Origin of the sequence: Streptomyces sp. NPDC055962 (assembly GCF_042270185.1) — a bacterium.
GTDB lineage: Bacteria > Actinomycetota > Actinomycetes > Streptomycetales > Streptomycetaceae > Streptomyces.
Window position 1 is genome coordinate 170189 of record NZ_JBHJYN010000014.1, and the last position, 13112, is coordinate 183300.

Here is a 13112-nt window from a genome sequence, read left to right on the forward strand (position 1 = left end):
GCGGACGCGTCGGCGATGCCTCCTGCTACGGCTGCCCTACTGGACCTACACCAATGTAGGCAAAAACTCCCGAATCGACCCGCCGGGAAGTCGGCTGTGCGGCCGCCCGAGGGCGTGGGCCGGGTCAGCGGGAGCGCTGTCCCGCGATCAGCCGGTAGACCAGCAGCACGAGGACCGAACCGACGACCGCGGCGATCCACGTCGACAGGCTGAAGAATCCGTCGATCGAGTCGACGCCGAAGATCACCTTGCCGAGCCAGCCGCCGAGCAGCCCGCCCACGATGCCGATGACGATGGTGACGAGACAGCCCCCGGGATCCTTGCCGGGAGTCAGCGCCTTTGCGATGAGCCCCGCGAAAAGGCCGATGAGGATCCAGGCGATGATGCCCACGAAAATCTCCCTCTATGTTGCCGGCGCCTGACATCTCGCCAGGAACCCTCTACGTATACCTGTAGTCGAATCTCCCACACGTGCGGCCGCATCAACCACACCGAGATGGTGAGGTTATTTATCCTTCAGCTCGCCTCAATTTTTCATCGGAAAAGGCTCAGTGACTGCAGGACCGGAGGGAACTCCGTACCGTATGGGCAGGGGGCGGCCGTAGTACTCGCCGGTCGTGCGGTGGAAGTCCGCATCGCCCACGTGCTTGTCCTTGTCGAACTCGGGGGAGTTCTTGATCTGGTCCTTCGTAAGGTCGACGTGGACCTTCTGGTCATCAGTGTCGATCCGGCTCACCGTGCCTGCGGGAAGCAGAACGTGCTTCCCGAAGATCCACACGCCGGTGTCGACCACCAGATACGACGAGGTGACGTCGTCGGAGTGCTTGTCGACCTTGCCGATGCTGCCGTCCGTCGCCTCGACCTTGTAGCCGATCAGGTCGGTTCCGGCGGTGTGGCCGACGCTCGGCTGGTAACCCCACAGGTTGTCGCTCATGAAAAACTCCCTTGTCACGTTGAAAGGAAAAACTTGTTTGAGGTGGCCCCAAGGGATGCTGGAGCCCTTGCGCTCTGTCACCCGACTGTGCGGCCTTTTACCTCGGTAAGCGCTGACAGCCTCGTGCCCCGCCGCGTCCTGGCTATGCTCGTGACATCGATCGTTTTTCGAACCGATTAGTGGGAATCTGGCAACGAAGCGGGGCTGTGCTGCTCGTGCCGGCGTCGGCAAGGTGCGGGAAGTGGAATCGTCCTCGCCCTCGGATCGATTCACGCCGAAGGCCAGTTCGGGGCTCCTGCGCCCGGGTGGCTGAGCGCCCGATACGACGAGACCGTTGAGTTGAACAGTGCCGCCCTCGATTCGTACTCCACGCGGACACCGGGATCACCTCATGCCCGAGGACGGCCTGACCGGCTCCGAGCGCACCCTGCTGTTTCACGCGGAGGCGGGACTCGCGGCGGGAGCGGGCGTCCACGACCCCGACTTCGCCCTCCACGCCTTCACGCGCCCGCTGCCGGACGGCTGACCGCCTCGGTCCGCTGCGAAGGCCGAGGGCCTGGTACGAACAGCACGGTCGAGGCGTTTGTATTGCCGTACCTGCACACAACGAGGCAGCCCCCTGCCCGAGAGCGCGTAATTGTCCGGACGGCGCAGGTGCGGGCTTCCCAGGGCCTGCCGGGCCCCGGGGACCGGCGAGTACCCGGCGCCGTCGGTGGCGACCGCGAACAGCCGGCGGCCTGCCTCAGTCTTGGCCGTGACCTGTGTGTGCGTGCAACTGTGGGCCCCGAGCAGAACGCCTACACCCCGTCGAGCCATCAGTGGCGGAGTCGCGGCGTGCTGGCTGGGCGGCAGCGCGGGGATTGACGGACGTGCTGGTGGAGGCTTCGCGGCGTCGCGAAAGGCCCCTGCTGGAGTCCCGGAGCGCGGTGCACTGACGATACGGCTCCTGGTGGCGGCCGACTCCTGCACCGACATCACTCGCTCGGATGCCCGGACGCTGGGGTGCGGACGTCGTGGAGGGAGGGCATCGGACGGCAGGAGCAGCACGGGCTGCAGCCGTCGCCAAAAGGCTGCGCTCCTGCGGTGCCCGTCCCGAACCACCTGGGTTGCGACGACGGACGCCGACTGCGTGGTGCGTCCCTCTTGGCTCGCGCGCCAGCTGGACTGCGCCGGTCACCGTCTGCCCGACCTGGTCAACTCAGGCTCTGTGCCACAGCACGAACCGCCCCGGGCAGGCCGCCGCCTGAGGTCGCGGCGGCAGCCGGCTAGCCAGGCCACGGTGCCTTCCACGGTCCAGCGATGGCGACCCAGCCGTTGCGAAGATTCGACTCCCTTGCGGGCGATGCGGTGGGTGATGCCGCGTGCGCGTAACCATCGCCGCAGGTGGGCGTAGTCGTAGCCCTTGTCCGCGTGGAGTTTGCCGGGCTTGCGCCGTCGGCGGCCTCGGCGCGAGCGGATCGGGGGGTATGTCCCTCACCAGTGGGAGCAGGGCCTGGCTGTCGTGCAGGTTGGCCCCGGAAATGCTGATGGATAAGGGCAGACTCGATTGTTCCGTGATCAGGTGGATATTCGAGCCGTACTTGCCCCGGTCGACAGGATTCGGACCTGTCAGGTCCCCCTTTTCAGGAACCGCATGTACCAGTCCAGCTCGCCGCGAGTACCGAGTTCGTCGAGGACCAGGCGATGGAGTCTTGCCCATACCCTGGCCTTCGACCACTCCGAGAACTGCCGGTGGGCGGTCGCTTCGAACGGGCCGAACGATGCCCACGGCAGCTGCCGCCAGGTAACTCGACGTAGCCACGAAGACGATCGCGGCCAGCACTTCCCGGTCGCCGTGCCGACTTCGGCCGCCTCCCTGCGGCCGCGATGGCGCCTCCGGCATCACCTGCTGGAACGACTCCCATAATTCGTCTGGCACCAGCCGCTCCACGATCCCCACCATGGCTCCCAGAATACCGAGTCACTCACATGAGATGGCTTCTTGGAAGCCCATCATCTGGCGACGGTCGGCGATCGTCGCGACCTGCCAGTCGGGGCCGGGGGCACGCCTCTCCGTGCTCCGTAGTCTGGTCTGGTGGATGCGAAGTGGATGATGGGTCGGTGACGAAAATCAGTGACGACCACGTGAAGGTCCATTTCCGCATGGAGATGGACCAGGACGGCTGGCCGCCGGGGAGTGTCGAGAGCCTGTGGGCTGTCGACCTCGGTGATGAAAGGATGCGGCTATACAACACTCCCTGGTTTGTCCGCGGAGTCGCCAGTGGTGACGTCATCAGGGTTCAACCGGATGATGACGGTATTCTCTGGGCCGGTGAAACGGTGCAGCCTTCGCAGAACTGCACCATCCGGCTCATTGTGCTGAAGGACGACGGCTCTGCCGCTGCCCGGCAGAGCGTGCTGGAAGTATTCCATCGCCTCGGCGCGACGGGCGAAGGCATCGAGCGGTTCGGGATGGTGGCCCTGCAGGTCCCGCCGCAGGCAGACCTGCTGAAAATCCGCCAGCTGTTGGTGCACGGCGAGACGAAGGAATGGTGGCACTGGGAAGAAGGGTGCGTCACTACCGCTTGGGAAGCCACTGCGCGGCTGTGAGGGCAGCGGTGCCCCGTCCTGCGGCCTGGACGGCGGCTACCCAGGTACCGGGCTCGTCATGCCCCACCGCCGCCGCAAGGAGCACGTCTTCGCCCGCATGAAAACCTGGAAGATCCTCCGCGACTGCCGCCTCAAAGGCGACGGCGTCCACCATGCCATGCTCGGCATCGCCCGGGTGCACAACCTTGTACTTGCCGGATAGACCAGCGGGCCACACCGCGGCCACCCCAGACCGAGGCGACGCAAGAATCATTTACGGGACAGCCCTTAGAGGTCGTAACACGATCTTGCTGAATCGTCCTGGTAGGCCGTTACCGGTGTGATGATTCGGCCGTTCGTGAGGGTGTGGGTACCCGACCGTGGATCGTGGACGATGAGTTGTGGGCGCTGGTCGAGCCGTTGCTGCCGCCGTGGCGGGAGCGGTTTCCGGGGCCGAGGCCGGTGTCGGACCGGCTCTGCCTCCAGGGCATCCTGTTTATCCTGTACAACGACATAGCCTGGCAACTGCTGCTGCTGGAGCTGGGTTTCGGCTCGGGGCAGACGTGCTGGCGCCGGCTTGAGCGGTGGCAGGAGGCAGGGGTCTTCGACCAGTTGCATCGGGTCCTGCTCTCCGAGCTGAACGCGGCCGGCGAACTCGACTGGTCGCGTGCGTGTGTGGACGGTTCCCACATGCGCGCGAAAAAGGGGGCGCCGATACCGGTCCGTCGCCGGTCGACCGGCGGAAGACGGGCAGCAAGCACCACCTGATCTGCGACGGACGCGGTACCCCGCTCGAGGTCATCACGACCGCGGCAAACGTCAACGACGTCACCCAGACCCTCGCCCTGGTCGACGGCATTCCACCCGTCGCAGGCCGCCCCGGCCAGCCCCGCCGACGACCAGAGGCCCTGCTCGGCGACAAAGGCTACGACTCCAACCCCAACCGCGACGAGCTGCGTCGCCGACGAATCCTGCCGGTCATCTCCCGCAAGGGATCACCCAACATCAAGGGCATCGGCAAGATCCGCTACGTCGTTGAGCAGACCTTCGCCCTGCTCCACCACTTCAAACGCCTCGCTGTGCGCTGGGAACGCCGCACCGAACTCCACGACGCCTTCGTCTCCCTCGCCTGCAGCCTCATCTGCTACCGACGCCTCAAGAAGGCCCGGTCATGATCGTGTTACGAGCTCTTAGTACTCCAGCCGTAGATCGTTATGTGCGCTGGTCTTGGGGTCGTCTGCTGCTGGCGGAAACTCAGATGATCTGAGCCCACCATCCGGTTAGGGTCGGGCGGTGTCCAAGCTGAAGCGGCTGCATGCCGGCCATGCCCCGGCGGTCCTGGCCTTCGAGTTGGCGAACCGTGCCTACTTCGCTGCCTCGGTCTCCGACCGCGGCGACGACTTCTTCGACAAGTTCACTGACCGGTACAGCGCCCTGTTGGCCGAGCAGGAGGCCGGGATCTGCGCCTTCTACCTGCTCGTTGCCGAGGACGGCTCGGTTCTGGGCCGGTTCAACCTGTACGACCTCGAGAACGGCACTGCTGAGCTCGGTTACCGGGTCGCGCAGCACATCGCCGGCCGCGGCGTGGCGACCGCGACCATCCGGGAGCTGTCCCGGCTGGCGGTGGCGCGGCACGGGCTGCGCACCCTGCGGGCGGGCACCTCCCGCGAGAATGTCGCGTCCCAGAGGGTGCTGATCAAGGCCGGGTTCGTCCTGGTCAGCCCGGCCAACCCGGCCGACCTCGGTGGTGAGTCAGGCCCCTGGTTTCAGCGCGACTTGGTACTGCAGCAGTAGACCGTGATCTTGCTGGTGTACCGATTGCGGGAAGGCTGCGGCCACCGCTGATCATCGATGTGTGAAGACAAACGATCGTGCCGTGGCCGCAGGTCCCAGGGTGGACCCTGCCCGCTGGCAGGAGGCGTTCGAGGTCCTGATGGGCCGGATAGCGGGCCGGTTCGCGCGGGTGGAGCCCCGGCGCCGGGTGAGGGACTTGGTGCTGGGGCTGCTGTCGGACCTGCCGCGCAAGAACTGCTGGTCGATCGCCGAGTGGGCCGGGGAGAAGAGGCCGGACGGCATGCAGCACCTGCTCGCCCGAGCCAGGTGGGATGCCGACCGCGTGCGTGATGACGTGCGTGAGTATGTGCTGGAGCATCTGGGCGACGAGGATGCGGTGCTGGTGGTCGACGAGACTGGGGATGTGAAGAAGGGCACGCACACCGTCGGTGTCCAGCGCCAGTACACCGGCACCGCCGGGAGGATCGAAAACGCGCAGGTCGCCGTCCACCTCGTCTATGCGGGCAGCCGCGGGCACGCGGCGGTGGACCGGGAGCTGTACATTCCGCGCTCCTGGACGCGCGACCCGGACCGCTGCCGGGCCGCGGGCCTTGTCCAGGACACCGTCTTCGCCACCAAGCCGGAGCTGGCCGCTCGCATGATCGGCCGGTTCCTGGACGCCGGGCACCGCGTGAGCTGGGTCGCGGGGGACGAGGTCTATGGCGGCAACCCCAAGCTGCGGTCCGCGCTGGAGGAGCGCCAGGTGGGCTACGTGCTCGCCGTCGCCTGCTCGGCCGAAGTGACCACCGGCGCCGGGAAGCTTCGCGCGGACGCCCTGGCCACGAGGCTACCGAAGCGGGCCTGGCAGAAGCTGTCAGCCGGGGCCGGGGCCAAGGGCCACCGCTTCTACGACTGGGCCGTCATCGACCTGGCCGAGCCGCGGCCCGGATGTCACCAGCTGCTGATCCGCCGCAACCGCACCACAGGTGAACTCGCCTACTACCGCTGCTACTCGCCCGCTCCGGTGCCCCTGACCACCCTCGTCCGCGTCGCCGGGTCGAGATGGCGGGTGGAGGAGACATTCCAGGCCGGAAAGGGCCTGGCCGGACTGGACGAGCACCAGGTCCGACGCTTCACCTCATGGTCCCGCTGGGTCACCCTGGCCATGCTCGCTCACGCCTTCCTCGCCGTCGTCCGCGCCGATGAACACGCCCGCCACCCCGCCCCAGACGGGCTGATCCCGCTCACCTGCAACGAGATCCAGCGACTGTTCACAGCATTCGTCCGGCCGATGCGCGACGCGCTCCACCGGCTCCGCCGGTCCGCCTGGCGACGCCGTCACCAGGCCCGATCCCCAGGCCAGCCATTACCACCGACAACCCGCGAATCAGACTTGAAGATCACGATCTACGGCTGGAGTATTAGGCCAAGTAATGAGCCCTCACTAACGACCTCGTGCACGATAAGAATTTTTGCAGGTCAGGGGCTTGTGGCGTTTTGGTGCCCGAGCCCCTGACCGCAACGATATGACGGTCAGCGCTATCGTGCACGAAGTCGTAAGGGCCGTTCCGTAAATGATGACCAGGCGTTACGGGGTAGTCCACGGACTCGTACGCCAAGGAGAGGGTCACCTGCCGCCCGACTTGATCCATGGCCATTTCACGATGCAGACCACGACTGGGGCGACGAGCATGGTCAGCAGCCACAGGCCCAGGCTCGTTGGAGAGTAGATGTAGTAGCGCCAGCGCTCTGGCAGGGGTGACGGTGCAAGTAGAAGCAAGATCAGCGTGGCCCATGTGGCCAGCACGGCGACTGCCGTACGTGCTGCGGTCATCTCTATCGGCCCCATCAACGGTGATCATCTCTATGGATCGGATGATATGGCTACTGGGATGAGATTGGTGTGGGTGGTGTGATCACGGCGTCGGAGCCGGCCTGGGCGAAGAGGCCACCGGCCTCCGGTGTTGTTGTCGGCCGCGAAGGGGCCATCAGGTCCATTGCCGACGACCCGCACGCCGCTGTCGTGGGTCAGCGTGACATCGACGGTGTCCTCTCCTCGTCGATCCTGACAGTGTCGTACCCCATCCTTTTCCCACTCATGAAGACCCCTCTCATGGTGCCCGGCAGACCTCCGCAGCCTATGCGAGGTCACGGAAATCGCCAGGTCAGAGGCATGCCTGCGAAGCTGCGGGCGGGGGCGTGAGAACCTGCCGGGAAGCAACTGGCCCAGGTGCCCTACATCACGCCCAGAACATGTCCGCGGGCCCGAAGAAGCCGCGCACGACCCCACCCCGGGCGCCCCTGAGGCCCTCAATTCCATCAAACGACGCGTAAGCAAGCGCGCGAAGCTCGTGGGCGAGAACCCGTCTTGCCCGGAGGCCGCTCCGGCATCGTCACCCCCGAGGGCCTGACGTGCATGGCCAACCAGACCCCGGCCATCCAATAAGCGCCGTTGTTCGTGGACGACTCCGCCGACCTGTCGATGATGGAGATCCGCTCCCGGCCCGGCGCATCAAGCAGCGGCGAGGCCTGGAGCTCCTCGCCATCGACACCGCCTGCTCATGCAGTCCGGGACCACCTGCCGCTGCGTAGGATCTGTCCAGGCGGATAAGGGGGCGACAGTCGGCACGGGCCCCTGAAGAGCTCTGTGACCGGCAGGGGCCTGCAGGCGACGCCGCGTACGGGGAGCGGCGTGACGAGGCGGGAGTCCTGCTCGGGTACGCCGCACCCGCCCCGTCTGGTTCTCCGCCCGCAACTCGCCCACGACCCGTATCTGTTCCGATCCGCGAGCGCTGCCCCCATGGGCCCGGTCAACTGCGGTTCCGGGATGAGTCGGCGGATTTTCGCGAGGAATCGACCGGAACTCGACTTTCAGCCATGTGTGAAGATTTCGTGGCTGGTTTATTCCTTTCCAGTCCGAGAGAAGTCTTTATAAGATCAACTAGATTATTCCGGGTCGCTGGAATCAGTCTGGGAATAGATACCCCGCCTCGCAATCCCGCAGCGGGAAATCGATTGAGGAGATGAAATTCCTATGCGCTTCAAAGCTCTGACGGTTGCTGCCGCCACTGCGGGTGCCCTCGCGCTCGCCGCCTCACCTGCCAGCGCTGCAGCGAACTGGCAGGAAGTAAACACGAACAGCAACTGGAACTGCCTCCCTTACAAGACGCACACCATCTCCGCGAACATCAAGTTCAAGCCGTGTGTCGTCACCAATGCCAACAACGACACGCAGGTCGTTCTCGTCGTCCAGCACTCAGGCACTGCCGCTGCCGTCATCGCTGGTGAGGTCATATCGAGCTTCGGCAGCAACACCCTGTGCAACAGTTCCACCCTCAACCCGGGATTCACCCGCGGCTGCTACGCACCGACAGTCAACGTTCCCTCGTCGGGCGGTGGAACCATCAATGTGCGGCTGAGTGTCAACGGCACGAGCAACTGGTACGCCTAATTCATAGTCGCGCAGATTGATCTCCGGCATGGTCGGGCCCAGCCTGTGGTGAAGTCCAACCTTCGTCCCGTCCGGCCAGGACGGCCCGGCCGCGCCGACCATCGACCCGGAGCTGGTTGCGCGGCGGGCGGATGCTTCGATGCTCCTGGAGGGCCCGGCCGTGGCCAGTCCCCGGGCCGCGGGGATGTATGTGGTCGGGATGCCGATGTGGGCGACGCCCTCGACGTCGATAATCGGTCCGGCGACCGCTACGGCCACGGCCGGCGGCGTCACCGTCACCGCCACCGCGAAGGTGACGACCGGCGGTGGGCGATGGGCGACGGCACCACCGTCACCTGCCGCGGCCCAGGCACCCCCTACAGAAAGTTGCAGGAGGTGACCTTGTCGCCGGACTGCGGAGACCTCTAAGAGCGCCCCTCCTACGAGCAGCCGGACGGCCGGTACCAGGGCACCGCGACGGCGGCCTGGACCGTCACCTGGACGGCGCCCGCCCTCAACGACGGCGGCCAGTTCACCGAGACCCGCGCGACCGGGTTCACCGCCAGGGTGCACGAGGTCCAGGTCGTCAACTGACTCTGGCAGGGCTCTGACCTGCCGTGGTGAGTTCGGCGGCTGTCCCGCTGACCTGCCGTGCGCGTTGTCCTGCACCACCACCGGGCCGGTAGCCCACGACACTGCGCTGGCAGCCTCACCCTCCCGGCCGTTCGGCGTGGCACGGTCATGCTCCACGGGCGGCCGACGTCGGTGAGGCTGACGCCGAGCTCGGCCGCTTGGCCGGGTGCGGCAGGTTCAGGCGGGGATGGCGGAGCCGAGGCTGCGGGTGAGTTTGCGCTTGATCTGGGCGAGTGTTCTGCGGATCCCGGATGAGCTGATGCCGAGTCGTTCCGCTGCGGCCCGGGAGCTGAGGTCTTCCGCGTAGCCGAGGAGGGCCACCTGCTGCTCGTGCGGGGTGAGTGCAGAGAGGAAGGCGGCTCTGATGTTGTCGTGGTCGATGCTTCGTATGACGCTCTGCTCGGCGGACTCCTGGGTGTGGTTGTCCAGTGGCTGGACGTCGAGGTGTACGGCTTCTTTGCGCTGTCGCTGGCGTGCCTGGGTGACGACCATGTTCTTGACGACGCGGTACACGTAGGGGCGCAGGGGCACCTCGTCGGCGAGAAGACGCTCCCAGTTGTGCATCATCGTCGTTTTCGTGCTGAAAGGCCAGGACGGCCCGGCCACGCCAACCATCGACCCCGAGCTCGTCGCGCGGCGGGCAACGGCCTCGATGTGCCTGGAGGGCCCGGCCGTGGCCAGCCCCCGGGCGGCCGGGATCTATGTGGTGGGGATGCCGATGTGGATGTGGGCCACGCCGTCCCGGTCGACGCTCGGCCCGGCGACCGCTTCAGCCACAGCCGGCGGCGTCACCGCCACGGCGAAGGTCACCAGGGTGCGATGGGCGACGGCACCACGGTCACCTGCCGCGGCCCCCCCCGTATGCGAAGTCCCGGGGCGCGACACCCTCGCCGGACTGCGGGCACCTCTACGAACGTCCCTCCTACGGGCAGCCGGACGGCCGCTACCAGGCCACCTCGACCGCGACTTGGACCGCACCCGCCCTCAACGACGGCGGGACCTTCACCGAGACACGCGCGACGGAGTTCACCGCCGACGTCCACGAGGTCCAGGCCGTCAACTGACCCTGGCAAGCCTCTGACCTGCCATGGGGAGTTTCCATGGTGAGTCCGGCCGAGCCGTGGTGAGTTTTCGCGGTGATTTGATTCCGCCGTGGTGAGTAGGCCCCTGGACCGTGGTGAGTTTCCCGGCCAGAAACTTACCACCGCAGGTCAGATGCGTGCGCGGCCACTCACCACGACAAGATTGCGACATTAAGGACTACTGTGTTTCGGATCTTGTCGCTGGTTTCCCCCGCCTCCCTGTGCTCACCCGCCGGGCGGCAGGATGGGCGGATGTCGATGGGAGAGACGGAACTGCTGGTCCTCCTGCGTGAACTCGACGATCCCGAGCGGCTGGAGTGGCCGCTGTATTACGACCGTGCCGTGGTCAGTCTCGCGTTCGGCGGGCTGGTGCGCCGGCTCGAGACGGACTTCGGGGTCCAGTGCGAGTTCGAGCAGGACACGCAGGATTCCAGTGAGTACGGGCGTGTCCGCGTGCCGGCCGAGGCGACCGTCTGCGGGACGCGGATCGTGGTCTGCGTGAGCAAGTTCGGCTCCCTCGCCGAGGTCTGCGCCGACAATCCCGGGGGCCTACTTCGGCACGGACGACGCCCGAGAGGAAGGCGCGCTGGACCCTGCCGACCTCGCGACCGTGGAGCGGGCGCTGGCCGAACTTGGCTACGTGAGCGTCCCCGAGGAACTGCTGGAAAGTGACTACGAGGGCCCCACCGCCCTGGAGCACTTCGTGGCGCGGCCCACGTGGTGGACGCGGTACTTCGGCTTCATGTGATCCCGCCTGCCCGCAGGGGTCTCCGCGGCAAGACCCGAAAGCGACGGCCTAGCGAAAGACCGTCAGGGTGCCCGGGGCGGGAGTTCCGTTGCTGGTGCCAGAGACCAGCCACCCGCTCCAGGCCCCGACACCCTTGCACACGACAACCGCGGCGTCCCCCGCGCAGCGGCTCCTCCTGCTCCTCGAGCACCGCCGCTGCAGCGCCGGACGGGTCGCTGCGCAGTGCATCGGCTGGTGAGGGGTCCGTCGGTCGGCTGCAAGCGCAGCCGGCGTGGAGCTCGACAGCAATCCCGACACCATGACCGACGGTATGACCGAGAACATGGCCGACACCTCTCGGGAGCGGGCCTCTGCATAAGGGCAGTTCAGGCCCCGGTTCTTGGGCGGTGAGTGCTCAGACTTCCCCTCTTCTACCCGGCTGCCTGGCTATGGGGTGGTGGCTGGTGTTGGGCGCGGTCTCGGGGAACCGGGCGGCGCTGCGCTGGCCCGGCTCCCGGCCCGTCGCGGAGCTCCGGACCGGCGACCAAGCGGCGGTGGTGGTTGTCCTGCTCCGGCTGCGGGGCCGGCCGCTGCGCTTTCCACTCGGTGGCGTCCATCCACCACCGTGGTGCGAACGGGCCGCCTGCGTGGCGAGGGCCGCGCTCGTACGGCTCACACCGCTCGCAGCAGCCGCCTCCCGCTGGAAGACGGGCACCCGGCGGCCCTCCCAGCACCACCGACGACTACGCAGAAGGCCGACAGCACCTACTCTTCCAGGACTTCCGGGCTATCCGTATGGGCACGGGAGGCGGCCGCTTCCTCGTCCGCGCCCGCCCGCGCATACGCGGCTGCCGATTCGTTCCACGCGTCACGCACCTGCCCCGAATCGCCACCTGCCGCGGTCAGGGTCGTGGCCAGTTCACCCCACGCCTCACCGGTCCGGAACCAATCCTCAGCCGTGACCAGCATCTCAACAGCCTGTCGGCCGACCGCCATAGCCTCCTCGAAACGGCTCAGCCCTCGACACGCGGTGCCGAGGTTGTTCCAGGCCATGGCTTCGCTATGGGTGTCGCCGATCTGTTGGTAGAGGTCGCGGGCGGTTTCGTGGGCGTCGTGGGCGTCGTCGAAGCGCCGCAGTTCTTGGAGTGTGAGGCCGAGGTTGTTCCAGGCGTTGGCTTCGCCGCGCGTGTCTTCGGTCTGCTGGTAGAGGGTGCGGGCGGTTTCGTGGGCGTGGACAGCTTCGTCGTAGCGGCGCAGTTCCTGGAGTGTGAGGCCGAGGCTGTCCCAGGCGCTGGCTTCGCCGCGCGTGTCTTCGGTCTGCTGGTAGAGGGTGCGAGCGGTTTCGTGGGCGTGGACAGCTTCGTCGTAGCGGCGCAGTTCCTGGAGTGCGCCGCCGAGGCTGTCCCACGCGCTGGCCTCGCTGTGGGCGTCGCCGGTCTGCTGGTAGAGGGTGCGGGCGGTTTCGTGGGCGTGGAGGGCTTCGTTGAAGCGCCGTAGTTCCTGGAGTGCGCCGCCGAGGTTGTTCCAGGCGTTGGCCTCGCTGTGGGCGTCGCCGGTCTGCTGGTAGAGGGTGCGGGCGGTTTCGTGGGCGTGGAGGGCTTCGTTGAAGCGCCGTAGTTTCTGGAGTGTGCCGCCGAGGTTGTTCCAGGCGCTGGCTTCGCCGCGCGTGTCTTTGGTCTGCTGGTAGAGGGTGCGGGCGGTTTCGTGGGCGTGGAGGGCTTCGTCGAAGCGCCGCAGTTCCTGGAGTGCCCCGCCGAGGTTGTTCCAGCCGGTGGCTTGGCCGTTGGCGTCGCCGGTCTGCTGGAAGAGGGTGCCGGCGGTTTCGTGGGCGTGGAGGGCTTCGTCGAAGCGCCGTAGTTCCTGGAGTGCCCCGCCGAGGTTGTTCCAGGCGCTGGCTTCGCCGCGCGTGTCTTTGGTCTGCTGGTAGAGGGTGCGGGCGGTTTCGTGGGCGTGGAGGGCTTCGTC

General features: G+C 66.8%; 11 protein-coding genes and 3 pseudogenes. 7 read left to right on the forward strand and 7 right to left on the reverse strand.

The window, feature by feature from the left end; genetic code table 11:
• Positions 1–124: 124 nt before the first annotated feature.
• Together ACFC51_RS30715 and ACFC51_RS30720 are read right to left on the reverse strand one after the other, a co-directional pair.
• On the reverse strand, positions 125–391 hold the full coding sequence (locus ACFC51_RS30715) for a GlsB/YeaQ/YmgE family stress response membrane protein (protein WP_376381176.1): 267 nt from the start codon (positions 389–391) through the stop codon (positions 125–127).
• 135 nt (positions 392–526) lie between these two features.
• Complete coding sequence (locus ACFC51_RS30720) at positions 527–934, reverse strand: PRC-barrel domain-containing protein (protein WP_376531955.1); 408 nt, start codon at positions 932–934, stop codon at positions 527–529.
• A 391-nt stretch (positions 935–1325) separates the two neighbouring features.
• Here ACFC51_RS30720 and ACFC51_RS30725 point away from each other — a divergent pair, with 391 nt between their 5' ends.
• Positions 1326–1460 carry a hypothetical protein gene (locus ACFC51_RS30725; protein WP_376531957.1) on the forward strand — a complete coding sequence of 45 codons (135 nt, stop codon included), beginning with the start codon at positions 1326–1328 and terminating at the stop codon, positions 1458–1460.
• 713 nt (positions 1461–2173) lie between these two features.
• Here the strand turns inward: ACFC51_RS30725 and ACFC51_RS30730 are convergent.
• Positions 2174–2876: pseudogene (locus ACFC51_RS30730) on the reverse strand (IS5 family transposase); the annotation flags it as partial.
• A 158-nt stretch (positions 2877–3034) separates the two neighbouring features.
• Here ACFC51_RS30730 and ACFC51_RS30735 point away from each other — a divergent pair.
• The 5 genes and pseudogenes from ACFC51_RS30735 to ACFC51_RS30755 all read left to right on the forward strand — a co-directional run bounded on the left by ACFC51_RS30735 (position 3035) and on the right by ACFC51_RS30755 (position 6672).
• Positions 3035–3523: a DUF4265 domain-containing protein gene (locus ACFC51_RS30735; RefSeq protein ID WP_376531959.1), complete on the forward strand. Its 489-nt coding sequence runs from the start codon at positions 3035–3037 to the stop codon at positions 3521–3523.
• A pseudogene (locus tag ACFC51_RS30740) lies at positions 3498–3725 on the forward strand (transposase); the annotation flags it as partial. The gene ACFC51_RS30735 and the pseudogene ACFC51_RS30740, both read left to right, overlap by 26 nt.
• Before the next feature lie 143 nt (positions 3726–3868).
• Positions 3869–4677, forward strand: a protein-coding gene (locus tag ACFC51_RS30745; RefSeq protein WP_376531961.1) for an IS5 family transposase whose coding sequence is annotated in 2 segments (ribosomal slippage) — positions 3869–4186 and positions 4189–4677 — 807 coding nt in all. Because the reading frame shifts where the segments join, the coding sequence is not laid out codon by codon here.
• Between the two features lie 118 nt (positions 4678–4795).
• Positions 4796–5296: a GNAT family N-acetyltransferase gene (locus tag ACFC51_RS30750; protein ID WP_376531963.1), complete on the forward strand. Its 501-nt coding sequence runs from the start codon at positions 4796–4798 to the stop codon at positions 5294–5296.
• Between the two features lie 139 nt (positions 5297–5435).
• Positions 5436–6672 (forward strand): annotated as a pseudogene (locus tag ACFC51_RS30755) (IS701 family transposase).
• Between the two features lie 230 nt (positions 6673–6902).
• Here ACFC51_RS30755 and ACFC51_RS30760 read toward each other — a convergent pair.
• Positions 6903–7109, reverse strand: coding sequence for a hypothetical protein (locus tag ACFC51_RS30760; RefSeq protein ID WP_376377385.1), 207 nt, complete (start codon positions 7107–7109; stop codon positions 6903–6905).
• A 1200-nt stretch (positions 7110–8309) separates the two neighbouring features.
• On the opposite strand from ACFC51_RS30760, the gene ACFC51_RS30765 reads away from it, so the two are divergent.
• The gene (locus ACFC51_RS30765) at positions 8310–8726 is read left to right on the forward strand and encodes a hypothetical protein (protein ID WP_376377383.1); all 417 of its coding nucleotides are present in this window, start codon (positions 8310–8312) and stop codon (positions 8724–8726) included.
• 419 nt (positions 8727–9145) lie between these two features.
• Here ACFC51_RS30765 and ACFC51_RS30770 read toward each other — a convergent pair whose 3' ends face one another.
• The 3 genes from ACFC51_RS30770 to ACFC51_RS30780 all read right to left on the reverse strand — a co-directional run.
• On the reverse strand, positions 9146–9295 hold the full coding sequence (locus ACFC51_RS30770) for a hypothetical protein (RefSeq protein ID WP_376377381.1): 150 nt from the start codon (positions 9293–9295) through the stop codon (positions 9146–9148).
• A gap of 220 nt (positions 9296–9515) precedes the next feature.
• Positions 9516–9905, reverse strand: a complete 390-nt coding sequence (locus ACFC51_RS30775; protein WP_376531965.1) for an RNA polymerase sigma factor — start codon at positions 9903–9905, stop codon at positions 9516–9518.
• A 2007-nt stretch (positions 9906–11912) separates the two neighbouring features.
• Positions 11913–13112 (reverse strand): tetratricopeptide repeat protein (locus ACFC51_RS30780; RefSeq protein WP_376531967.1); only part of this gene is annotated, 1200 nt, incomplete at its 5' end.